At 70.7% G+C, this 22,386-nt stretch carries 25 protein-coding genes and 3 pseudogenes; 23 read left to right on the forward strand and 5 right to left on the reverse strand.

Annotated features, from left to right (window positions below; all coding sequences use genetic code 11):
• The first annotated feature begins 61 nt into the window (after positions 1 to 61).
• On the forward strand, positions 62 to 862 hold the full coding sequence (locus ABZX30_RS13460) for an alpha/beta hydrolase (protein ID WP_355932714.1): 801 nt from the start codon (positions 62 to 64) through the stop codon (positions 860 to 862).
• A gap of 55 nt (positions 863 to 917) precedes the next feature.
• Here ABZX30_RS13460 and ABZX30_RS13465 read toward each other — a convergent pair whose 3' ends face one another.
• The 3 genes from ABZX30_RS13465 to ABZX30_RS13475 form a co-directional block, all read right to left on the reverse strand.
• Positions 918 to 1,502: a YrhB domain-containing protein gene (locus ABZX30_RS13465; RefSeq protein ID WP_355932717.1), complete on the reverse strand. Its 585-nt coding sequence runs from the start codon at positions 1,500 to 1,502 to the stop codon at positions 918 to 920.
• 468 nt (positions 1,503 to 1,970) lie between these two features.
• Positions 1,971 to 2,243: a hypothetical protein gene (locus ABZX30_RS13470; RefSeq protein ID WP_355932719.1), complete on the reverse strand. Its 273-nt coding sequence runs from the start codon at positions 2,241 to 2,243 to the stop codon at positions 1,971 to 1,973.
• Between the two features lie 42 nt (positions 2,244 to 2,285).
• A complete protein-coding gene (locus ABZX30_RS13475) occupies positions 2,286 to 3,242 on the reverse strand; it encodes a nucleoside hydrolase (protein WP_355932722.1) in 957 nt (318 codons plus the stop codon).
• Positions 3,243 to 3,354: 112 nt separating this feature from the next.
• On the opposite strand from ABZX30_RS13475, the gene ABZX30_RS13480 reads away from it, so the two are divergent.
• The 10 genes from ABZX30_RS13480 (at position 3,355) to ABZX30_RS13525 (ending at position 13,960) form a co-directional block, all read left to right on the forward strand.
• Positions 3,355 to 4,272, forward strand: coding sequence for a PfkB family carbohydrate kinase (locus ABZX30_RS13480; protein WP_355932723.1), 918 nt, complete (start codon positions 3,355 to 3,357; stop codon positions 4,270 to 4,272).
• Positions 4,273 to 4,283: 11 nt separating this feature from the next.
• Complete coding sequence (locus tag ABZX30_RS13485) at positions 4,284 to 5,219, forward strand: nucleoside phosphorylase (RefSeq protein ID WP_355932726.1); 936 nt, start codon at positions 4,284 to 4,286, stop codon at positions 5,217 to 5,219.
• 139 nt (positions 5,220 to 5,358) lie between these two features.
• Positions 5,359 to 6,717, forward strand: coding sequence for an extracellular solute-binding protein (locus ABZX30_RS13490; RefSeq protein ID WP_355932729.1), 1,359 nt, complete (start codon positions 5,359 to 5,361; stop codon positions 6,715 to 6,717).
• An 82-nt stretch (positions 6,718 to 6,799) separates the two neighbouring features.
• Positions 6,800 to 7,738 carry a sugar ABC transporter permease gene (locus ABZX30_RS13495; RefSeq protein WP_355932731.1) on the forward strand — a complete coding sequence of 313 codons (939 nt, stop codon included), beginning with the start codon at positions 6,800 to 6,802 and terminating at the stop codon, positions 7,736 to 7,738.
• Positions 7,738 to 8,562 (forward strand): carbohydrate ABC transporter permease, encoded by an 825-nt coding sequence (locus ABZX30_RS13500; protein ID WP_355932733.1) that lies wholly within the window; start codon positions 7,738 to 7,740, stop codon positions 8,560 to 8,562. Before ABZX30_RS13495 ends, ABZX30_RS13500 begins: the two co-directional genes overlap by 1 nt.
• A gap of 16 nt (positions 8,563 to 8,578) precedes the next feature.
• Positions 8,579 to 10,720, forward strand: a complete 2,142-nt coding sequence (locus ABZX30_RS13505; protein ID WP_355932735.1) for an ADP-ribosylglycohydrolase family protein — start codon at positions 8,579 to 8,581, stop codon at positions 10,718 to 10,720.
• A 43-nt stretch (positions 10,721 to 10,763) separates the two neighbouring features.
• On the forward strand, positions 10,764 to 11,213 hold the full coding sequence (locus ABZX30_RS13510) for a secondary thiamine-phosphate synthase enzyme YjbQ (RefSeq protein WP_355932738.1): 450 nt from the start codon (positions 10,764 to 10,766) through the stop codon (positions 11,211 to 11,213).
• On the forward strand, positions 11,210 to 12,106 hold the full coding sequence (locus ABZX30_RS13515) for a PfkB family carbohydrate kinase (protein WP_355932740.1): 897 nt from the start codon (positions 11,210 to 11,212) through the stop codon (positions 12,104 to 12,106). Before ABZX30_RS13510 ends, ABZX30_RS13515 begins: the two co-directional genes overlap by 4 nt.
• Before the next feature lie 3 nt (positions 12,107 to 12,109).
• On the forward strand, positions 12,110 to 13,051 hold the full coding sequence (locus tag ABZX30_RS13520) for a hypothetical protein (RefSeq protein WP_355932743.1): 942 nt from the start codon (positions 12,110 to 12,112) through the stop codon (positions 13,049 to 13,051).
• Positions 13,052 to 13,252: 201 nt separating this feature from the next.
• Positions 13,253 to 13,960 carry a GntR family transcriptional regulator gene (locus ABZX30_RS13525; protein ID WP_355932746.1) on the forward strand — a complete coding sequence of 236 codons (708 nt, stop codon included), beginning with the start codon at positions 13,253 to 13,255 and terminating at the stop codon, positions 13,958 to 13,960.
• 250 nt (positions 13,961 to 14,210) lie between these two features.
• Here the strand turns inward: ABZX30_RS13525 and ABZX30_RS13530 are convergent.
• Positions 14,211 to 14,312 (reverse strand): annotated as a pseudogene (locus ABZX30_RS13530) (oxidoreductase); the annotation flags it as partial.
• A gap of 60 nt (positions 14,313 to 14,372) precedes the next feature.
• On the opposite strand from ABZX30_RS13530, the gene ABZX30_RS13535 reads away from it, so the two are divergent.
• The 4 genes from ABZX30_RS13535 to ABZX30_RS13550 all read left to right on the forward strand — a co-directional run bounded on the left by ABZX30_RS13535 (position 14,373) and on the right by ABZX30_RS13550 (position 17,698).
• Positions 14,373 to 14,729 carry a transposase gene (locus tag ABZX30_RS13535; protein ID WP_355932749.1) on the forward strand — a complete coding sequence of 119 codons (357 nt, stop codon included), beginning with the start codon at positions 14,373 to 14,375 and terminating at the stop codon, positions 14,727 to 14,729.
• Complete coding sequence (locus ABZX30_RS13540; protein ID WP_355932751.1) at positions 14,726 to 15,148, forward strand: IS3 family transposase; 423 nt, start codon at positions 14,726 to 14,728, stop codon at positions 15,146 to 15,148. The genes ABZX30_RS13535 and ABZX30_RS13540 overlap by 4 nt, the downstream gene beginning before the upstream one ends.
• A 6-nt stretch (positions 15,149 to 15,154) precedes the next feature.
• Complete coding sequence (locus ABZX30_RS13545) at positions 15,155 to 15,655, forward strand: IS3 family transposase (protein WP_355932754.1); 501 nt, start codon at positions 15,155 to 15,157, stop codon at positions 15,653 to 15,655.
• Positions 15,656 to 15,958: 303 nt separating this feature from the next.
• On the forward strand, positions 15,959 to 17,698 hold the full coding sequence (locus ABZX30_RS13550) for a hypothetical protein (protein ID WP_355932756.1): 1,740 nt from the start codon (positions 15,959 to 15,961) through the stop codon (positions 17,696 to 17,698).
• A gap of 119 nt (positions 17,699 to 17,817) precedes the next feature.
• Here the strand turns inward: ABZX30_RS13550 and ABZX30_RS13555 are convergent.
• Positions 17,818 to 18,831 (reverse strand): annotated as a pseudogene (locus ABZX30_RS13555) (transposase); the annotation flags it as partial.
• Between ABZX30_RS13555 and ABZX30_RS13560 the strand changes: the two are divergent.
• The 8 genes and pseudogenes from ABZX30_RS13560 to ABZX30_RS13595 all read left to right on the forward strand — a co-directional run.
• Positions 18,832 to 19,062 (forward strand): annotated as a pseudogene (locus ABZX30_RS13560) (hypothetical protein); the annotation flags it as partial.
• On the forward strand, positions 19,020 to 20,006 hold the full coding sequence (locus tag ABZX30_RS13565; RefSeq protein ID WP_355932788.1) for an ATP-binding protein: 987 nt from the start codon (positions 19,020 to 19,022) through the stop codon (positions 20,004 to 20,006). The pseudogene ABZX30_RS13560 and the gene ABZX30_RS13565, both read left to right, overlap by 43 nt.
• A complete protein-coding gene (locus ABZX30_RS13570; protein ID WP_055723546.1) occupies positions 20,003 to 20,203 on the forward strand; it encodes a hypothetical protein in 201 nt (66 codons plus the stop codon). Before ABZX30_RS13565 ends, ABZX30_RS13570 begins: the two co-directional genes overlap by 4 nt.
• Positions 20,204 to 20,340: 137 nt before the next feature.
• Positions 20,341 to 20,637, forward strand: a complete 297-nt coding sequence (locus ABZX30_RS13575; protein ID WP_355932760.1) for a hypothetical protein — start codon at positions 20,341 to 20,343, stop codon at positions 20,635 to 20,637.
• Between the two features lie 90 nt (positions 20,638 to 20,727).
• Positions 20,728 to 21,087, forward strand: a complete 360-nt coding sequence (locus ABZX30_RS13580) for a hypothetical protein (protein WP_355932763.1) — start codon at positions 20,728 to 20,730, stop codon at positions 21,085 to 21,087.
• 32 nt (positions 21,088 to 21,119) lie between these two features.
• Positions 21,120 to 21,386 (forward strand): hypothetical protein, encoded by a 267-nt coding sequence (locus ABZX30_RS13585; RefSeq protein WP_355932794.1) that lies wholly within the window; start codon positions 21,120 to 21,122, stop codon positions 21,384 to 21,386.
• Positions 21,383 to 21,664 carry a hypothetical protein gene (locus ABZX30_RS13590; protein WP_355932791.1) on the forward strand — a complete coding sequence of 94 codons (282 nt, stop codon included), beginning with the start codon at positions 21,383 to 21,385 and terminating at the stop codon, positions 21,662 to 21,664. The genes ABZX30_RS13585 and ABZX30_RS13590 overlap by 4 nt, the downstream gene beginning before the upstream one ends.
• Positions 21,661 to 22,377, forward strand: a complete 717-nt coding sequence (locus tag ABZX30_RS13595; protein ID WP_355932766.1) for a lasso peptide biosynthesis B2 protein — start codon at positions 21,661 to 21,663, stop codon at positions 22,375 to 22,377. Before ABZX30_RS13590 ends, ABZX30_RS13595 begins: the two co-directional genes overlap by 4 nt.
• The last annotated feature ends 9 nt before the right edge of the window (positions 22,378 to 22,386 follow it).

Consider the following 22,386-nt stretch of genomic DNA (forward strand, 5'->3'; position numbering starts at 1 on the left):
TACACATCTGTCTTGTACGTTCGTCTTGTACATCCGTATAGAAGTGGTCTACGGTGGACCCATGAAGACCGACACCGACACCGGCAGGCGCTCCGCGTTCACCATCGACGGCCGTACCCTGTCCTACGTGGACTTCGGCGGGCCGGGCCGCCCGCTGCTCGCTCTGCACGGACACATGTCCGAGGGCATGTCGTACGCAGGTCTCGCCGCCCGTCTGGCTCCCGACTGGCGGGTCATCGCGCCCGACCAGCGTGGCCACGGCGACTCCGGCCGGGCCGCCGCCTACAGCAGGGAGGGGTACCTCGCCGACCTGGAGGCCCTCATGGACCACCTGGAACTGGACCGCGCGGCTCTTCTCGGCCACTCCCTCGGCGCGATCAACGCCTACCAGTTCGCCGCTCGCCATCCCGAGCGCGTGACCGCGCTGGTCAACGGCGAGGGCTGTGCCGAGCTCGGCCTGGACGGCAGGAACCCGTTGGCGTTCGTGCTGGACCTTCCGCAGGGCACGTGCCCCACCCGGGAGGCGTTCGTGGCCCGGCTGGGCCCGTTCGCCGCCTTCCTCGGATCCGCTGTTCGCGAGCGGCCGGACGGTACTTGGAGCCTGCACTTCCACCCCAGGGACATCTACGTGTCCGAAGAACAGGTGCACGGCGACCACTGGAGCGACTGGACCGGCTCCGCCTGCCCGGCGCTGTTGGTGCGCGGTGCCCGGGGAGGTGTGCTGTCGGCGAGGCAGGCAGAGCAGATGGCGGCCCGGCGGCCCGGCACCCGTCTCGTCGAACTGGAAACGGACCACTTTTTGTATGCCAACGACCCGGTCGGCTTCGCGGACGCGGTCCGGGACTTCCTTGCCTCTGTGTAAGCGCTGCCCAAGGACGGGACCGGATGCGCGATCGGCACGCCGACTGGCGTTCCCGTCACCCTTCGGATCTCTGGCCGGCTCGGATTGCCGCCCCGCTCAGAACGGTCTTCACCGCAAGTACCGGGTTGACAAGCTCCACGAGTTCCTCGGTGGCGACGGCCACGAGGCGGGCGGGTGCATCACCCTCCAGCAACGCGCTCACGTACTCGAGGGCTTGCGCGGGCGAGAGCATGGGCAGCCTCTGGCGCAGTGTCCGCACCGCATGCATCCGTCCGCGGGTAGCGGCGACTCCGCGGAGCGCATCGTGTAGATCGTCCACTGCAGTGCGCACCGGCAACCCACGTATCCGAGCCCGGTAGTCGGCCTCCCACTCCCCGGTCACCGCGGAGACGACGCCGATCTGGTGGAGTCCCCCGTCGACGCGGTCGACGAGGTACGGCCCATTGCCGACCAGCATGTGCTTCGCGTTCCCAGTGCGTGCGAACTGCTCGGACTGCCAGGAGATGATCCACACCAGCTCGTGCTCCTCGACACGGACCACCACCATTCTCACCGCGTCGGCGCTCACAGCCCGCCACTGCTGATAGTCGCGCTCCAACTGCTCTTCGACAGCCCGAACGGCGGCTTCTCGCTCGATCACGCGTGCAGCATCCCGCACCGACCCGGTTCCGACCAGCGCATTCCCGCAACTCAGGGCCACGCAGAAGGGACCGACGAACCTTCTCGCCCAGGCATGCAGCAGCTGAAAAAAGTGCTCTGCGCCGGTAGCGCTACGTCGCGGCGGTACCGATCTCGCACCGCGCCCGTCGGCCGGCGCCGATGGGCGCGGCCGTTCGGGCCTGTCGCTCCCGTTGGCGAATCGCCACACTCAATGGCGGCTGGGTCATGTGCCGGAGCCGAGTCCCACCACCAGGTATCCGACCGCCAGTTGCCATCCGCTTCCGTTCCACGACCAGAGCGACCCCGGACTGGGCCGAACTGCCCACTCCCACCGAGCTGGCGGCGCTCCTGTCACGGGTGCCGCTCGCCGGGTGTCGGCGTACGGACTTTCCTCCCCAGCTGCGTACGGATGAACGTCCCCAGTTCCGTCGCGGTGAGGCAGGGATGATCAGTCGATCGTCCAGCCGTGCTCCTGGTGGGCGGCGTCGGCTTCTTCTTCGCCAAGCCAGGCGAGGTTGAACTGCTGGCCCCGCAGTCGGAAGATCCCCTCTGACCAGTCGGCGAGCTCCTCGTCGAGCTCGTCGGCCGAGATGATCCCGTCGTCGAAGTTGGGCAGCTGCTGGGTTGGGGCGACGCAGGACAACGCCCACTCGGGAAGCTCTCGCGGGGCCGTCCTGCGCGAGTCGACCGAACGGTACGACGCGGACGGCGTCCGGGCCACCCCCGTCGCCTGAGCGGCCGGGGCAGACGGTCCGCGCGGGGGTCAGGGACGGGGCTCACTGAGTACCCCCGTCACCAGGTCGAGGAAGCGGTCGAAGTCCAGGCTGGAGACGGCTCTGATGGTGGGGATGTCCTCCCTGCCGTGGTGGGCGCGGCGTTCCACGACGGTCATGCCTCGGGTCAGCTCGCCCCGCCGTTCGACGTCGCAGCGGACCTCCACGGACTCGACGAGGCTGGGATCGGCGATGGCGGCGATGGCCACGCTGTCGATCAGGGAACAGTACGACTGGTATCCGCGGCCGTTGACGAAGTCCACGACGCGTGCGGCGAGAGCGGCTTCGGGGGTGTCGGACCCGCGCAGCCGGTCCAGGTCCGCGGGCCGGAAGTTGATGCGCGGGTGGGTGGCGATGTCGAGTCCGACGGCCACCAGGTCGAATCCCGCCCGGAAGACCCGGTGGGCTGCCTCGGGGTCGACGAAGATGTTCCACTCGCTGACCGGGTTGTCCCCGGTGGCCTGGGACCAGGCGTAGGGGGTCAGCCCGAAGGAGCCTCCGATGATGACCAGTTCGCCGACCTTCTCGGGCAGCGACGGGTCGATCTCCAGCGCGAGGGCGATGTTCGTCAGGGGTCCCAGCCCGGCGATGGAGATGTCGCCGGCGTGGGCGTTGACGGTGTCCACGATCAGCTCGGCGGCCGGACGGGGGTCGACGGCGCGGCGGGACGGCGGGAAGTGGGACTCCGCCAGGCCGTCGCTGCCGTGGGAGAAGGGGTCCACCGGATAGTCGCCGTCCAGGGGCAGCAGGGGGCCCTGCCCGACCGGGATGTCGTCCCTGCCGAGCAGGTCCAGGACGCGCAGTGCGTTCGCGGCCGTCCGGTCGGACGGCAGGTTGCCGGTGACGGCCGTGACCGCGCGGGTGCGCAGGCCCTTGGACTTGAGGGCGAGCACGATCGCGAGGGCGTCGTCAATGCCGGGATCCGTGTCGATCAGAAGGTTCTTCATCCGCGCCTCTCCTGCGGTGGGTGTCCGTCGTTCCGGCGGAACTGCGGAGTGAAAGGTATGGTAGATATAACAACAAGAAGTTTCAATGGCGGTGTGGAGCGGAGGGGTCGAAGTGACACGCAGTCTCCTGGCGGTGTTCTCACACGTCGTGACCGACGAGGTCTACGACCCCGACGGCCGGTTCCGGGCCCGTGCGGTCGGTGGGGCCGGGGCCTACGCGGCCGTGGGGGCGAGCCTGGTGACCGGACCCGGGCACGCGGTCCTCGTGTCGGGGGCGGGCAGGGCCGACCTTCCCCGCCTCACCGGGTGGTGCCGCGACCACGGGGTCGACCCCTCCGGCCTGTTCGAGGTCGGCGAACACAGTCCGGTCACCCAGGTCAGGTACCGGCCCGACGGAGAGCGCTCCGAGACCTCCGTGTACGGCGACGAGCACTTCGCCGCGCACACCCCGTACCCGAGCTGCTTCCCGCTCCCGGACGACCGGATCGCCTGCGCCTACCTCTTCCACGACACCGAGGAGCGGTTCTGGACCGAGCTGGCCGAGGCCCGCCCCCGCCTGCGGGGGCCGGTGCTGTGGGAGATCGCGGCCAACGCCTGCCGGCCGGAGCTGCGCTCGAGCGTTCTCGAACTGGCCGCAGGGGTGGACGTCCTGTCCCTCAACGCGGCCGAGGCGACCGCGCTCACCGGCCTCGCCGACCCGCTGGCCGCCCTCGGCCGGCTGCACCACGCGGCCGGGGTGACCGTGCTGCGCTGCGGGGCGGCGGGCTCCGTCGTCCAGGAGGCCGGCCGGCGCTGGCGGGTGGGCGTGGCCCCCGGGCCGGTCACGGATCCGACCGGAGGCGGCAACGCGTATTCCGGCGCCTTTCTGGCCGCCTGGGCCAGGACCGGTGACGCCGCCGCGGCCGGCCGGGCGGCGGCGTCCGCCGCCGCCCACACCATCGCCCGGTACGGCACTCCCGCCGCCGACCCCGTGGCCCGGTCCGCCGTACGGCGCGCCGCGGACCACGTCACCGTTTCCCCGATCCCCTGACGGAGGCATCCATGGCCGACCACGACTGGAACCCCGCCCGGCCCTACGACGAGTACCGGTTCGCCGACAGCCTGCCCCGGCGCGGACTGCTGATCGGGGGCCGGCCCGCACTCTCGGGCGTGGATCCCGAGCGGGTGGCACGCTATGTGCTGATCACCGTGCGCGACCCGCTGTGCGGCTATGAGGACGACCCCGCGGAACAGATAGCCGGGCACCTCGACCGCCCCGAACGGATCGGCCGTTCAGGGATGTTCACCACCTGCACCGGCTCTCACCAGGGTGTCCCCGTCACGGTGGTCTCCGGTGGCAGCGGCTCACCCGAGGCCGAGCTGATCATGCACGAACTCCTGGAGTTCACCGCGGCCGACACCTTCGTCCGGGTCGGCGGCTCGGGAGGCATCCACCCCAAGGCGGCGCCCGGAGACATCGTGGTGAGCACGGGCGTGGTCCGCGACGAGGGCATGACCCGGGCGTACGTTCCCGCCTCCTATCCGGCCGTGGTCCACCACGACGTCGTCCTCGCGATGTCCCTGGCCGCCGAGGAGCTGGGGTGCGCGTACCACCAGGGGGTCACTCGCTCCAGTGACTCCGACTTCGTCGGGGTGGGCCGCCCGGGGGTGGGCGCATATTTCCAGCCATGGCACCAGGACATCCTGGAGACCTGGGCGCGCGCCGGGATCCTCAACGGCGACCGCGAGTCGGCCGCCGTGGTCACCCTGGCGGCACTGTTCGGCAAGCGGGGCGGTTCGGTCTGCTCGGTCGCCGACAACGTCCTCGCCGGCCGGCCCTTCACCGCGGGAGCAGGGCACACGGCGGCCATCGAGGTGGCCCTGCGGGGGGTGGCGTGGCTGGCCCGGCTGGACGCGGCGCGAGCGGCGTCCGACGGCCGGGCCTCCTGGCTCCCGGGGCCCGTTTCCACAGACGTAACAGAGGGACCGGAGATGTAACAGGGGGCTGGCCGGAAATCGTTGACACCCAAACAACGTTGGTCCTATGGTCATAGAAACCGTACCAATAACAAAGAGGTTGGCGGTTCCCCAACTGCTCGCCCGCAAGGGCGAAGGCGCTGTAACGAAGGAGCTGCACGTGAGAAGACTGCGCTTCAGAGTCGTCGGAGCGGGAGTGGTCGCGGCGGGCCTGGTGCTCTCCGCATGCGGGGGAGGCGGCTCGACGCAGAGCGGCGGACGCAAGACCCTCCAGATGTGGTTCTGGGGTGCCTCGCCCCAGCAGCAGAAGACCATGCGGGACGTGCTCGTCAAGGGCTTCGAAGCGTCCCAGAACAAGTACAGGCTCCAGGTCACCTTCAACAACGCCGTGGACAAGAACGTCCAGGTCGCCCTCTCGGCCAACAAGGGCCCCGACGTCGTCTACGGCTCCGGCCCCGCGTTCGCCGCCGCCTACGCGGTCCAGGGCAAGTTGGCGGACATGACCCCGTACGCCGAGAAGTACGGCTGGAAGGACCGCATCCTGGCCCCGATGTACGAGTCGGGAACGATGCGGGGCAAGCTCTACTCGCTGCCGAACTCCCTCGAGAACATCGGCATCTTCTACAACAAGAAGGTCCTCGACAAGCTCGGGGCGGGCGTGCCCACCACCTACGCGCAGCTCACCGGCGTCATGGACAAGGCCAAGGCGGCCGGCCTCTACCCCTCGGTCACCGGCAACAAGGGCTGGAAGCCGGTCAACCAGAACTACATCTCGATGTTCCTGACCCATGTGGCCGGCGGCAAGACCGTGTACGACGCCCTGCAGGGCGACACGAAATGGACCGACCCGAAGATCCTCAAGGCCGTCGAGCGGTCCGCCGCCTTCTACAAGAAGGGCTACCTCGGAGGCAAGGACTACTCCAACCTCAACTTCCAGGAGTCGATGCAGCTCCTGGCCCAGGGCAGGTCGCCGTTCTTCTTCGGCCCGACCCTGGCCTTCCAGTTCGCCGACTCCTACTTCAACGACAAGGCCGGCAACACCTCCGACCTCGGCTTCACCGCGTTCCCCAACATCAGTGCCGGGCTGCCCTCTCCGAGCAGCACCCTCGGCACCACCGCGTCGCTGTCCATCAACGCCCACTCCGCCGACAAGGACGGGGCGGCCGAGGTCATCGACTACATGATGAGTGAGAAGTTCGCCCGGGAGATGAACAGGACCTGGCCGGGCTACTGGGGTGTTCCGCTCAAGAAGTTCGACCTCGACCCCGACTCCTACACCGGATTGTCCAAGGCCTTCGTCCGCTCCGCCAAGGACACGATCCAGAGCGTGAACCAGGGCGACTACGGCTTCTTCGCGGGCACCTTCTTCCCGCCGGCCACCGCCACCGCCTTCACCGACGTGGACGGCGTCTGGCTGGGCACCGAGAGCGCCGAGGACTTCCTGGCGAAGATCCAGACCACCTTCGCCGCCGAGAAGGCCAAGGGGCTCGTCCCGCCGGTCCCCGAGCCCGCCTCGTGACCTGTCCGCACCGTCGACCCAGTGCCGCCGGGTGCGCGATCACCACAGTGACCCCACGCCCGGCGACCGGAGGTGTATCCGCATGAGTACTTCGGTGGCCCCCAGGCCCCGGACCAGGCGCCAGCCACCCGCCTCCGCTCCCCGCACCGGCGGCTACCGGCGGCGGCGTTCCCTCGCCAACCACCTTCTGGTCGTCCCGGCACTTCTGCTGTCCGCGCTGGTCGTGGTCGTCCCCGGGGTCCTCACCGCTCTGGCTTCCTTCACCGACTGGAACGGCACCGGATTCCAGGCCTCCTTCGTGGGCCTGCGCAACTTCACGGCGATCCTGGACGATCCCGTCTTCGCCACCGCCCTGCGCAACAACGTCATATGGGTGGTGCTGTTCCTCACCCTGCCCGCGATCGTCGGTCTGCTGACCGCCTGGCTCCTGCTGCGCCGCCGGCGGACCCGCACCCTGTACCAGGTCGTCTACCTGATGCCCTACGTGCTGGCGCCGGTCGTCAACGCGCTGGTCTGGCTCAGCATCATCTACAGCCCGGAGGGCGGGGTGGTCGCCGCCCTCAACGGAGCCGGGCTGCACGTCACCTCACCCCTATCGAGTCTCCACGGCTCGCTCTACGCGGCGGCCGCCGTGGATATGTGGCACTACTGGGGCTTCCTCACCGTCGTCTACCTCGGCGCACTCCGGCAGACCCCGGTGGAACAGGTCGAGGCGGCCATCGTCGACGGAGCGAACGCCTGGCAGGTGTTCCGTCACGTCTACCTGCCGAGCATCCGTCCCACGCTGCTCCTCATGGGAGTGATGACCGTCATCTTCTCCTTCCTCGCCTTCGACTACGTCTATCTGCTCACCCAGGGCGGCCCGGCCCACTCCAGCGAGGTCATGGGCACCTACGCCTACGCCTTCGCCTTCTCCGCGTTCGAGTTCGGCAAGGCGTCCGCCGTCGGAGTGATCATGAGCTTCTTCGGACTGATCGCCTCGTGCGTCTACACCTGGATGAGCCGGAGGCAGCTGACCTGATGAAGAAGCATTCCAAGAACCTCGTGGCGCACATCGTGCTCCTGGTGTTCGCCGCCACCGCCCTCTTCCCCCTCCTGCTGGTCCTCCTCAACAGCTTCAAGTCGGACTCGGCCCTCACCGGCAACCCGTTCGCCCTCCCCCACTCCCTGAGCCTGGCCAACTTCCGCACCGCCTGGGAGTACGGCGCCTTCGGCAGCGGCTTCCTCAACAGTGTGCTGCTCACCGGTACGACGGTGGTGGTGGTGCTGTTCTGCTCCTCGATGGCGGGTTACGTCCTCGCCGGGCAGAAGATCCGGATCTGGCCCGCCGTCATGGTCTACCTGACCATGGCCATGACCGTCCCGATCCAGCTGTTCATCTTCCCGCTCTACGCCGGCGCCGCGGCCCTCGACCTCCTCGACAACGTCTTCGTCGTCGGGGTGATCCTCGCCGCGATCAACATGCCCTTCGCGACGTTCCTGATGCGCACCTTCTTCCTCCAGGTCCCCAAGGAACTGGAGGAGGCCGCCCTGGTCGACGGCGCCGGCCTCTTCCAGATGATCCGGCGCGTCCTGCTGCCCGTCGTCCGTCCCGGACTGATCACCGTGGGCGTCATCGTCGGCCTGAACGCCTGGAACGACTTCCTGATCTCCTCGACCTTCCTGCACGATCCCGCCGACCAGACCGTCACCCTCGGATTCCTGTCGATGAACGGCACCTTCTCCACCCAGCTGGGCGCCATGATGGCCGGTGCCCTCATGCTGATCCTGCCGGTGCTCGGCATCTTCATCGCGCTCCAGCGGTACGTCGTGGACGGTATGGCCGGCGGCGCGGTGAAGGGCTGACATGAAGACCGCTGACATGAAGACCTCTGACACGACCTCGCAGCGCTACGCCGAGAAGGTGTACTCCGGAGTCCTCGGCAAGATCATCGGCGTGTACCTCGGCCGTCCCGTCGAGGGCTGGCCGTACCGCGACATCACCGAACGGTTCGGCGAGGTGTCCACCTACGTTGACAGGGAGCTCGGGGTTCCGCTGATCGTCGCCGACGACGACATCTCCGGCACCTTCGCGTTCGCCCGCGCCGTTCTCGACAACCCCGGGCGCGTCCCGGGCCCGGCGGACTTCGGCGACACCTGGCTCAACTACATCGTCGAGGACCGCACCATCCTCTGGTGGGGCGGTATGGGCCGCTCCACCGAGCACACCGCCTTCCTCAACCTGCTGCGCGGCATCCCCGCTCCGGACAGCGGCAGCGCCGCGCGCAACGGCCGGACCCTGTCCGAGCAGATCGGCGCACAGATCTTCAGCGACGCCTTCGGCCTGATGTGCCCCGGTGACCCCGAGCGGGCCATCGCCCTCACCCGGGCCGCCGCCTCCGTCAGCCACGACGGCGACGCCCTGGAGTCGGCGGGGCTGCTGGCCGCTCTGCGGGCGCTCGCCTTCGACGAGGCCCGTCTCGACGTCCTGCTGGACACCGCGGCCCCGTTGGTGGGGTCCGGCACCGTACGCGCACTGCTGGACCAGGTCCGCGCGCACTGCTCGGCCGACCAGGACTGGCGCGACATCCGCGCCTGGGTCGACGAACACCACGGCTACGCCCGTTACCCCGGCCCCTGCCACGCACTGTCCAACCTCGCCATGTCCCTCGGCGCCCTCATCGGCGGCGGAGACAGCTTTCAACGCGCGGTGACGATCGCCTCCTCGGTGGGCTTCGACACCGACAGCAACGCGGGGACGGTGGGCTGCCTGAACGGCGTACGCCTCGGGCTCGACGCGCTCGGCGGGCCCGGTGAGGGCACCTCGGACGCCGTCCCCGACCTGCGTACCCGGGTCGCGGACCGGATGCTCGTGGTCACCGCCGACGGCGGCGACTGTGTCACCGACGCCACCCGGGAAGCCGACCGGATCATCTCCTCGGCCGTGCTTCTCGCGGGCGGCGCCCCGCCGCCCCGGCGCCCCCGCTACACCTTCCGCTACCCGGGGTCGGTCCAGGGCTTCACCCCCTGCCCCCACCACCCGGACACCGACGTACCCGCGGTCCTGGGGGGACCCGGCGCCGCCGGTGGCGGTCTGCTCATCCGCTTCACGGGCGGCCGCCCCGGCGCCGCTCACGTGTCCACCCCCTGCTTCCTCGACCCCGCCGAGACCAGCGGACACTTCTCCACCGTCGCGAGTCCCGCCCTGTATCCCGGACAGACCGTCACCGCCCGGCTCTCCAGCGCCCACCAGGGCGTCCGGGTGCGTCCCTACGCGCTCTACGCCACCGGCGACGGCGACCCGGTCGCCACCCGGTACGGCGCACCGACCGCTCTGGCCGGCGAGCCCCGGGTCCTGAACTGGCGGGTGCCCGCCGTGGGCAACCACGTACCCTTCCGGATCGGCTTCGCCCTGGCCGCCCCGGACCCGCACGCCGACGAACGTACGGTCGAGGTCCGGCTCCACGAACTCGACTGGCACGGCGCCCCCGTGCGTTTCGAGCAGAGCGGCCTGCTGCTCACCTCGATCTGGGACACCACCCCGGCGGCCCTGGCCCCCTGGGTCAGCTCGGCCAAGAACTTCGAGGCCGACTTCGCCGCCACCTACTCCGTGTCCCACCCCGGTTCCCTGGGCCTCGTCACCACCGGCACCCGTGACTGGACCGACTACGCCATCGCCAGCAGACTCGTCCTCTCCCTGCACGAGACCGCCGGACTGGTGGTACGCAGCCGGGGACACCGCCGCTTCCAGGCCGGCGTCCTCACCGGCGGCGACCGACTGCAGCTGCTCCGCCAGCACGACGGCGTACGCACCGTGCTCGCCGAGACCGCCTTCCCCTACCGGCTCGACCACCCCTACGAAGTCGAACTGCGCTGTCGGGGAACCGAACTGACCCTGGTCGTCGACAAAACCCCCAGGCTGACCGCCAACGGCGACGACCTCGGCGGAGGCGCCGGATTCCTCGTCGAACGCGGCGCCTTCCAGGCCGACGGCGCCCTGATCACCCAGACTTCCGCGCGCTGAGCGCGGGACCCTGCACACCCCCGGACCGAAAGGCGTCCCAGACATGACCACCTCCGCGATCGGCGGCTGGCAGAAGCTCACCGTCGACACCAAGCCCGCCGAAGGCTTCGCCGCTCCGGTCGGATACACCGATCTGACTCCGCGACTTCGCGAAGCGGTTCCGGCCGGGATGGGCGACGGAACCCTCACCGTCTACCTCCCGCACACCACCTGCACCCTGATCCTCAACTCCGGTGTGGACGGCACGACCCTGCACGACATCAGGCTCTTCATCGAGGGCCAGATCCCCGTGGACCGGCCCTTCGTGCACCTGCACGACGGACCCCAGGACGCCGCCGCACACGTCCGCTGCGTCTTCGGCACCCAGTCCCTGACGCTGCCGGTCATGGGCGGTGAACTCGGCATCGGCCACAGCCAGGGCGTGTACCTGCTGGAGCTGGACGGGCCCCGCGATCGCACCGTGCAGTACGCCTTCTCGCGGTTCGGCCAGTGACCCTGGTCGGCGTCCACGCCGGCCTGTCGGTCGACCACCTGGTGCACGAACCCCGCGGAGCGCGCTTCTCCTGCCTCGGCGGCCCCGGCCTCTACGCGGCACTCGGCGCCCGGCTCGTGGCGGGAACGGACGTCAGGGTGAGTTGTCCGCTGCCCGGTGACGATCCGCGCTTCGCGGCGCTCTTCGACCGCTTCGGCTGGGACCTCGGCCACTGCGCCGCGGTGCCGGCGGTGCCGGCGGTGTGGATCCTCAACTCGGCACACGGCAGGCGCATCGTGAGTCAGCACCCGCAGGCCGGAACCGAACTCGAAGGCCCCCGGGAAGAGAAGAACGAGGAGGAGGAGACCTCGCCCGAGCCGCCCACCGCGTTCTTCGAGGGGCTGGACGGGCTGGTCGCCTCCTCTCCCGCACGGCGGCCCGCCGCGGCGCCCGGCACACTCGTCGGCCTCGATCCGCACCAGACGCTGGTCGCCCGCCACGGAACCGGCCATCTGCGCGCGGTCACCACCGCCGAGACCGTGCTGCTCCCGAGCCGCGTGCAACTGACGCTGGTGGACCGTGATCCACGCCGTGCCGCCCGGGACCTGGCCGCCGCTCTGCGGGTGCCGGTCATCGCCCGGCTCGACAGGGAGGGGGCGTACGTGGTCACCGGGGACGACACCTGGTCGGTGCGCGACAGCCGGGTGACGGTCGTGGAGACCACCGGCGCCGGCGACGCCTCCGCCGGTGCCGTCGTGGCCGCGCTGGCCGGCGGCGCCGGCCTCGTGGAGGCCGCGGCGTTCGGGGTCTCCGTCGCCCGTACCGCTCTCGCCGACTGGGGGCCCGGCGCCCTCCTCGATGCAGCCGCCCTCTCCCGCCCCCACGCCGGCATCACCACACTCAAGGAGAACTGACCCATGAACACCGCAGCCGAGCGCCACGCCCTGCGCGCCGCCCTGCTGACGGCGCCCGCCGTCACCGCCGGCGCCGTCCCGGACCCGGGGCGCGCCGTCTTCGTCGGTTCCGGCGACTCCCTCGCCTCCGGTCTCGTCGCCACCGCGTTCGGCCACCGCGCCCTGTCGGCCGGCGACGTCACGTGGAGCGGCACGGTCCCCGCCGGCTGCGACACACTGGTCGGCATCTCCCACTCCGGAACCTCCGGCGCCACCGTGCGTGCGCTGCGCATCGCCCGGGAGGCGGGACTCAGGACGGTGGCCGTCACCTCGCGGCCGGACTCCCCGCTCGCCGACTGCGCGGACAGCGTGCAGTCGGTGCCCTCACTGGAGGTGGAGGAGACGGTGCCCTGCGCCGGCCACCTGATGCTCGCCCAGGGCGTGGCCTCGGTGTGCGGCACGGACACGGCCTCCGTCAACAGCGCGCTCGCCGCCGCCCTGGACCGGATCGGCGCGCTCGTCGACGAGGAGGTGGAGAGCCTGCCGGAGAACCCGCCCGGCGCGGTGTCCGTGCTCTCCCTGCCGGAGCTGCGTTCCGGCGCGGACTTCTGGTCCCTCAAGATCATCGAAGCGTGCGGGCTGGCCGTCCGCACCGTGCCGCTGGAAGAGAGCGGCCACGTCGACTACTTCATCGGTCCCGAGCCCCACCTCACACTCCAGCTGATCGGCCGGCACGGCCGGGGCCGGTTCGAGCGGCTCGCCGAGGCGCTGCGCGGTACCGGTCAGATCATCCGGCAGATCGACGCCTCGGACCTGCCCGGCGCGCACCACCCGCTCGTCCTCGACCTGGCCGTCGCCGTCGCCGGCACCTGGTTCGCCCACGGGGCGGCACAGCGCTGGGGGCGCCCGCCCTTCCGCGGCGGTGCCGTGAACATGGACGCCTCGCACATCAAGCTCGACGCCTGACGGTTCCGCCCGTCCGGCGAAGTGGGCGGACGGAGTGGAACGCCCGACGGGCAGGCCGAATAGGTGATAAAGTTGAGACCAATTCTCCGGTGTGGGCGATGAAGCCCACGGTCCGAAAGGGTCATGCCTGTGTCCGCCGTCAGCGGGGGGACGAAGGACCGAGTTCTCAGGTCCGCACGTCCGGTAGACCGCACATCGCCCATGCCCGCATGGGCGCAGGTCCAGCGGGACCTGCGCCGGCAGATCGACCAGGAACTCCCGGCGTCCTTCCGACTGCCCACCGAGCGTGAACTGGCCGAGCTGTACGGCGTCAGCCGCATCACCGTCCGGCAGGCCCTGGGGGCCCTGGTCTCGGACGGGTACATCGAACGACGCCAGGGCTCGGGCACCTTCGTCGCGGAACGGCCCGAGCCGGTGCAGCACGACCTCAACCTCACCGTGCCGTGGCGCGACCGCTTCCATGCCGCCGGACTCTCCGCCAGGTCGGTCCACCTGCGGGACGAGCCGGCACAGCCCGAGCCCTACGAGCTGGCCAGGCTCCTCGGCGCGGAAGAGGCGGCCCTTGCCCGGCTGCATCTCAAGCGGCTGCACGTGGTCAACGAACGGGCGATCGGGCTCACCGACTCCTGGCTCCCGGAGCGCCTCGCCCCGGGTCTCGGCGACCTGGAGCTGGTGAGCGGCTCCCTCTCACGCACCCTCCAGGAGCACTACGGCCTCGCCCCCGCGGACACCAACCACTACCTGGAGGTCGGCGCGGCGGACGCGGCCGAGGCGCGACTGCTCAACGCACCGGTGGAAGCGCCCCTGTTCGTCATCTGGTCGGTGTCCCGCCTCGCCGACGACCGGCTGCTGGAGACGACCCGCACGGTCTGGCTGGGCAGCCGGGTCCGCTTCCACTACAGCGACTGAAAAACGCTTCAGTCCCGTTCAGTCCCGTTCAGTCCCGAGCGGTCCCGGGTGGTTCCCGTCAGCCCCGGGCGGTTTCCCGTCCGTCCCGGGCGGACCCGGGCGGTCGGGACACGTGCGACGTGTGGTCGGCGTGTCCTGGTGGAGGAAGCGGCAGGGGTCCCGTCCCGCGGATTCCGGCGCCCTGGTCGGCGACACCACCCGGCGGGACGCCACCGCGGCCGGCGGCCGTCTCGGCCGGCCGGCGGCGGTGTCATCCCTGGACGGTGGGGCGGACGTTGATCTCGCCGATCTCGACGTCGCCGGGCTGCTCGACGGCGAAGGTCACCGCGCGGGCGATCGCGTCCGCGGGGATGCCCATCGTGACCATCCCCTCGTAGCGTGGAGCCCGTGATTGCAGGGGAAGTTGGGATTCATGGGGTCCAAGAAGAAGCCGCCGTACGACGCCGAGTTCTGTGAGGGCGCGGTGCGCATCGTGGTCGAGACCGGGAGGTCGGCCGGCGAGGTCGCCGAGGAGCTCGGCATCAACCCGGGCACGCTGCACAGCTGGGTGTCGCGGTGTCGGCGCAACGGGACGACGTCCTCGGACCGGCCCGTACAACCGACAGCCGCCAGTGCCGGTGGGGGTGGGGGTGGCGGTCGGGTGCGGGAGGCTGAGCGGGCCGAGCTGGAGCGGCTGCGCCAAGAGATCGGGGAGAAGAACAAGCGGATCCGGGAGCTGGAGATGGAGCGTGATGTCTTCAAGCGGTGCATGGCCCTCTGGGTGAAGTGACCGAGAACGCTCCGGAGGCGGTGGTCGCCTTCATCGGTAACCAGAGGGTCGAGCATGGCGTCCCGCACCGGGTGTCCTGCCGGGTGTTCGGGGTGAGCGAGGCGTGGTTCTACAAATGGCGCCGGCGCCCCGACGAGCCGACGCAACGCGAGGCCAGGAGGGCGAGGCTGGAGGAGCGGATCATCCAGTTCTTCACCGCGTCCGGCGGCACTTACGGCTCGCCGAGGATCACTTTGGACCTGTGGGCGGAGGGCTGGCAGGTGTCGGTGAACACGGTCGCGGAGATCATGGCCGAGCTCGGTTTGCAGGACCGCAAGCCGCCCAGGCGGCGGTCGCTGACCCGGCAAGGCAAGCGGAAGGCCGCTCCTGACCTGGTGCATCGCCGTTTCGACGCGGTGGCCCCGGACGTGCTCTGGTAGGGCGATATGACGGAGATCGAGACCGGCGAGGGCAAGATCTATCTGGCCACGGTCATCGATGCGTTCTCGCGCCGTTGCCTCGGCTACGCCATGGGCGAGCACCATGACGCGGCCCTGGTCGGGGCGTCGTTGAAGATGGCCACCGCGACGCGTGGCGGCCGGAGGGACGGGACGATCTTCCACAGCGACAGGGGAAGTGAGTACACGTCAGAGGCGTACAAGACCCTGTGTGACCGCCTGGGCGTGGTGCAGTCCATGGGACGGGTGGGGTCGGCGCTGGACAACGCCGCCGCGGAGTCGTTCAACTCGCTGCTCAAGGTCGAGTACATCCACCGGCGCCAGTTCGCCACCCGCACCGAGGCCCGCCTGAAGATCGCCACCTGGATCACCGGGTTCTACAACCCGCGACGCAGGCACAGCGCGGCCGGTGGCCTGCCGCCGGAGGAGTTCGAACGGACCATCACCGAAGCACGCAAGAAGAGCGACCAGAGGTGCCAGGCCGCATAGGAGAGGTCTCTACGAAGCCAGGGGATTGACATCCCCGCCCTCCCCCGCAACGCCGGCGGCAAAGTCCTCAAGCCGACGCTGCGCGCGGCGGACGCGGAGCGGGTGGACGGGGGGTGAGGGGTGCCCCGCGCGTGCGGGGCGGACGTGGCGTGTTCTGGGTAGAGCTTGCACGTTGTGTCCTGAAACGCCTGCGCGGCGGCACCGCCGGTGACATGCTGTCATGGCATTCGACCGGGGGCGCCGGGGGCGTTCCGGTCGCTACCTGGGGGGAATATGTCGACGCCACCGAAACCGTCACAGCCGTTGGAGAAAAAGACGAAGGCGGAGGATCCCGCTCCCGGGGAACGGCCCGCGAAGGTTCTCAAGACCAAGAAGGACGACTCTCCTTCGGAGGCCGCGCGGCGGGTGCCGTCCACGGGGACCGCGGAGGACGTCTCCTCGCGAGGCCTGGACGACGAGGTCGTCTCACCCGAGAAGATCGTGCCGCGTGAGGTGCTCTTCCTGCCGCGTGAGGCGTCGCAGGAATTGCAGGAGTTCGTGTCCCGGCAGGTCAGGGTTCTCGTGGACCTGCTGGAAGAGGGGCGGCCCGACGAAAGCGACGCGGTCAGGAAGCGGCGCAGCGCGTACGAGGCGTTCCCGAGGGACGAACGCCTGCTGCGCCGCGGCCGGCGCAGCGGTCCGTCGGCCCTCACACAGGACTTCACGAACGCGGTCATCGACGAGTTCACGGCGGATCTCGGTTTCAAAGGCGCCTTCACGAGCAAGGGCAGCTGGCTTCCGACGGTGACGGTCTCCGGCGGCGCGCCGAAGATCACCCGCCGGGATCTGCAACTGCTCAGCCAGCTGTCGCAGATGCTCATCAACCACCTGCGGGAACAGAATGTGAAGACGACGGAGATCGAGGCGATGGCCATCAACGGCCGGATCCTCGTCAGTGCCAACGAACCGGAGGTGGTCAACGCGCTGACCCGGCTGAACCTCGCCACCGTGCTCACGAACGCCGGCGGCTACCAGGGTGACGGCGATCCCATGAAGGTCAAGGCACGCAAACTCTCCGAGGTGGCCCAGGCGTTGGCGTCGGGTCCCGACGCTCCCGGTCCCGTCAGCGAGCGTGTCCAGGCGGGCGCGCGGCGCCTGGTCCAGCTAGGCACCGACTGCCTGATGGAGTCCGGCCAGGAACAGTCCGTCAAGGCGATCCTGAACACCCTCTTCCAGGTGATGACGGTGCAGGACGCGCAGACCATGGTCGTGTCCAAGAACCCGAAGGACTTCGAGGACCTGGTCAGGAGCGAGAAGTACGCCGGGCGGGTCATCGCCATCCCGGCGAGGCGCGGCGACTCCCACGCCGAGCAGAACCTCGTGCACGCCGCGGTCGTCGCCGGAATCCGGCTGAACCCGATCGCCGTCGCGGGCGGCAAGCGTCCGTGCACCATGTGCTGGCTGACGCTGTGCCTGGCGCGCGCCAACGGGTACGATGTCTACTTCAACGGCCATCCGGGCGGGCTGTGGACGACCACCACCCAGGCCGGCCTGCATCTCGTGGCCAAGCAGCTGGGGATCACCGGGGGCGCCCTGTCCAAGCAGCTCCGCAGCATCGCCAGGGCGACCGGCACGGACGAGGATCCCGGCCTGGTCCAGTACATCACCGCCCTGTCCGGCGCAACGGCGGGGCCGGGCGACAGCGTCGGCCGGAAAGCCGTCTACAAGAGCGGGACCTACTCCACCAAGGAAGGCTCGTTCTCGTTCAGCGACGACTTCGGCGACGACCAGTCCCAGTTCGCTTACGGGTCGGACAGCTCGCAGAACGACCAGTCGCAGGGCACCCCGCCTGACGGCACCACGCCGGACGACGATCCCGACGAGCCGTTCACCCCCGACTCGGACGACGATCCCGGCGTACCGATCATCGAGGATCCGCCCTCCGGCGTACCGCAGATCCCAATGGAGCCGCGGCGGTCCGGCAGCGGCCTGGCCGCGGGGCTCGACGCGCTGCTGGACGACGTCGACGCACCCGAACCGCTGGAGGACGACGGCAACCTGTAGACGGGCCGGGGCCGCCCACGCGTACGCCTCGCCCGTGAGGGCGTCGGGTCCGGCGGGCGCCCCGCGGTCACCGCGGGTCAGACGGTCTAGACGCAATGCCGCTGTTTTAAGCTTGGCGTTTAACCTCGCTGGGCTTGGTGTTTCTTGATCGATTCGGCGCGCTTGACGGTCTTGCCGACGTCGTGGCGCCTGGCCCGTTGTTTGTTTTTCGAGCCGGGAGGCCGTCCGGGGCCTGGTTGGGACGGTTTCGGTGCGCTTGCCGGGCGGGCTGCTGTCGCGCGGACGTTGCGAAACCCCCGACGGATCCGGGCGGGGGTGAGGCGGCGGGGTTCTGCGGGCCGTTCCCAGGGATGACGGAGGTCGGCGAGGGGCCGGGCGAGGCGGAGCTGGGTGTGGGCGGCGATGATCAGCCAGGTCCACAGGTCGGCCGTGTCGGGGTTCCTGACCTTCGGGGCGGTCCAGCCCAGGGTCTGTTTCATCAGCCGGAAGGTGTGCTCCAGGTCGAAGCGACGGAGGAAGGACTGCCACCAGCGGTCCACGTCCGCCGGTGCGGCGGCGGTGGCCGAGCACCACAGCCAGACCGGTTTCGGGTCACGGTCACCGGGCAGGTGCTCGACCTTCAGGCGGATCAACGTGCCGTGCAGGATGGGGAGTTCTTCCTTGGCGTGGTTCAGCCAGGGGCCGCGGTGAGTGAGCCGGGGGTGCATCCGGTCCCAGGCCGTAGCGGTGGCCGTGCCGTAGCGGGTGGTGTCCGTGGCGGTCGTGACGTCGGGCTCGTGCCAGCTGTCGGGCTTCTTGAACGTGAGGACGCCGCCATGCCGGCGGGGGCGCCCGCCCCGGGGACCCGACCGGGCGGGGCCGGGGTCGCGGAGCATGACCCGATCCGAGCGCAGGCGCCCGACCAGTACGACGGGCAGGTTGGCGAGAGCGTGGGTCAGGTAGGCGACGTCGTAGCCGGAGTCCATCACGATCAGGATGTCCGGATCGCCGGGTCTTCAGTGGCCTGCACTCGTCAACCGCTCGACGACATCGTGGAGTTGGTCGGCAGTGACGGTCGTCGCGTCGTCGGCCGGGCCCAGGCGGACCGCGTCCAGGAGAGCGACCCAGGAGGTGCGGCCGGACTCCAGGGCCGCCCCGGCGGCCTCTTCCCCGCCCTCGCGCAGCTGGTCACCGCCGCCGCGCGGCGGGCGGAGCAGATCGAGCCCGACCGCGACGGCGACGCCTCCTGCCCCCTGCACGAGGCCGCCGCGCTGCTCACCGACAACGCCGGGCCCCGCCTGAACTGGGCTGCCCGCTCCCTCGACCCGCAAGGAGACCCCGAATTACCTCGGTGCTGTACCCGGACCTGCCGGAGAACGGGCTGATCGTGCTGATCGGCGCCTCCGGCGCGGGCAAGACGACCCTGTCCCGCACCTGGCCGGCCTCCCAGGTCCTCTCCCTCGATGGCCTGCGGGGCGTGGTCAGTGATGACCCCGGTCCGCAGGACGCCACGGCTGATGCCGCCGACGTCCTCGCGCTGATCCTGGAGCGCCGGATGGCCCGCAAGCTCAACACGGTGATCGACGCGACCAATTGCGAGCAGTCCGTGCGGGTGGAGCTGGTGATGGCCGCCAAGCGGCACGGCATGCCGACCGTCGCGGTCGTCGTCACCACACCGCTGGACGTCTGCCTGGAGCGGCAGGAACCGCGGCCGGACAACCGGCGCGTGCCCGAGGACACCGTCCGCACCCAGCACCAGGCCAGGGTCCACGCCCACCAGAGCCTCGCCGCCGAAGGCTTCAACACCATCGTCTTCGCCGACGCCCTCTACCGCCTGGAGCCGTTCCTCAAGCGGCTCTCGCAGGCGAGGGAGGCCGACCTCGGGCGCGACGGCAGCGACGGCCTGGGCGACCTGTGGCTGGCCCGCCGCTTCTTCGGCCCGGAGATCCTGCCGTTGTGGCAGTGGCGGCCGGGCTCGGACCTGGTGACCGGCCGGGACCGCGTCGCGGAGATCCGCCTCGGTCAGCAGTCCCTCACCCTGGCGCTGCGCGAGGACGTCGACGGCGAGGGCGACTTCGGCTTCGACGTCATGGTGCCCTGCCCCTTCGACCCGGAGTGCGCCGGGCAGGCGTGGGCGCCGGCCTACTCGGTCACCGACCTGCACAAGGCGCTGACCGGCGCCATGGACAGCGACCCGGAGATCGCCTGCACCGTCCACGGCGGCCCCGACGACGTCGACCAGGAGGCCGACGACCACGACCTCCAGGACGACGACCCCGAGGGCCGCGCCGACCTGGAAGCGCAGTACGCGGACGCGGTACGCGCGTGAGCCGCGCCAACGACGGACCGCACCCGCACCCGCTCACCCCGGCCGACCTCCCGGCCGGGGATGAGTGGTGGAACGGCTGCCGCGACTGCCACCTGCCGATCCAGGGCGGGGCCGCCGGCCTCGCCGCGCACCGCCGCACCGTCCATACCGCCGCCGGTGATCCCCGGCGGCCCATCACGATCCACCTGGACCTCTGACCGGCGGCCGGTTTCCCAAGTCTGGGAAACCGGCCCGGCGTGACGGGCGCTCCGTGCCGACCCGGCCTCCAGCACGACGGAGGCCGGGTCGGTCGCGGTGGTCCCTCACCACCGAGCACAGAGAGGAGCTGGACGTCATGCGCCTGCGGATCTACGAGGTCGACGTCCCGATACACGACACCACCGACCCGGCCCGGCGAGGCGTGCACGTCTTCACCGGCGTCGCCGACTCCCCCGCCGCGGCCCTGCGCCGCGCGCACGAGGTGTACGACGCCGCGCTCGCCGCGCACACGGCCGGACGCGAGATCCCCGGCAAACAGCCGGACCAGTGGGGAGCGGCCGGGCTTCGGCCCGGCTGGCAGATGGAGTGGCCCGCCGCGCGGGCCGGTCTCTGGAACGACCCCGTCAGCACCAGCAGCGGCTTCGCGCTGTAGCTCCGCCCCGGGACAGCCGCTCTGCTTGGCGGCTTCGTCGGCTGCCCCGGGCCCATCCATCCCGTACGAGACGAGACGGAGAACCCAAGTATGTCGTCCCTCACGCACCTTCAGGGCCGGTTCGGCCAGCGCATCCTCAAACTGACGACCGCCGCCGTGCTGTTGACCGGCCTGCTGCGCCGCGACTCCCACACCGCCCGCACCCGCCGGCTGCTGGCCCGCCGCGACGACGTGGCCGTGGTCATGGTCGACCAGGACCACCGCCTCGGAGGCGATGAGTTCGCCGCCGTCGTCGCCCAGGCGCCCGCCGCGTGCCTGGAGCAGCGCCTCGCGCAGCCGGTCCGGATGCTGCACACCCCCGTCGTCCTCGAGGACGGCCGCACCGTCGGCGTGGCCGCCTCAGTCGGCGCCTGGCCTGGTGCGGCACGACCGCGTCCGCGCCGTGGCTGACCCGCGCCGGGCGTGCGGCCGTTGCCGAACTGGTGGGGGCCCGTGCCGAGGGGGCCGACCCGCACGCCGGCCCCGGGCAGGTGCACGAGCGTCTCGCCCTGGAGCTGATGGGCGACGGGCACGCCACCTACGACGCCATCGCCCGCCGCCTGTGGGGCCTTCCCGTCCATGCCCCGTTCCTGGACACGGCCGTCGTCGACGCCTGCCACGCGATCCCCGGCTGGCAGCGGATGCGGCGGGCGACTTCAAGCCCCTGGCCCGCGCCGCGTTCACCGGCACCGTCCCCGCCTTCCTGCTGAACCGGCAGACGAAGACCGCGTTCACCGGCAGCGTCTACGCGGGCTTGCGGGCCAACGCCCCCGCTCTGCGCCGCCTGCTGGCCGGTTCGGTCCTCGCCCAGGCCGGACTCCTCGACGCCGGGAAGACGCGGGCGGCCCTGGACGGTGCCGTACGGGGCGAGCCCGCGCCGCTGGCGGGCCTGCACGCACTGATCGTCAGCGAACTGTGGCTCGCCACCCTGCCCCTGGCACGCGAGACGTGGTGGGAGACCGCGGCTGCGAAGGAGACCGCGCGATGACCCGCACCGGCCTGTACGCCGCCCTTGCGCCGCAGGGAGTCGCCCTGCTGGACACCCGACACGGCCGGTGCCGTTGGCGGTTTCTCGACCCGGTCGGCGCCCAGCTCTGGCTGGAGATCTCGCGGGGCAGCACACCCGATGACGCCGTCGACACGCTCACCGCCCGCTGGGAGGCCAAGGGCGCCGACGCCGGACAGGTCCGTACCGACCTCACCGCGCTCGCCGCCGACCTGGACACGGCCGGCCTCCTGCTGCCCGCCCACCGGCCCGACCAGCGCGCCGAACAGCCCGGCGTACGGTTCGCCGCTGCGGCCCCGGCCGGTGTCCTCAAGCGGCTGGCCGGGCATGCCGGGCTGTTCGGCGCGCTGGTCCTGCTGCGGTGCCTGCCCGTACGGTTCGCCCTCACCGCCGCGAGGGCCGCCACCCGCCTGCCGGGCCGCACCGCCGGCCTTGAGGACGCCGAGGTCGTATGCGCCGCCGTACACCGGGCTGCCCGGTGGTGGCCGGGTCGCGCGGCCTGCCTGGAGGAATCGCTGGCCGCCCACTTCACGGCCGCGCTCACCGGCCACCGCGTCACGTGGGTGATCGGCGCCCGGTTCACCCCGCACGGCGCGCACGCCTGGATCGAGACCGAAGGCCATGTCATCGGGCAGGAGGAAACCGACCGGGTATGGCCCTACAGGCCCGCTCTGAAGGTGGAACGTTCGCACTGAAATTCGCCA

Origin of the sequence: Streptomyces sp. NPDC004542, assembly GCF_040610035.1 — a bacterium.
GTDB lineage: Bacteria > Actinomycetota > Actinomycetes > Streptomycetales > Streptomycetaceae > Streptomyces.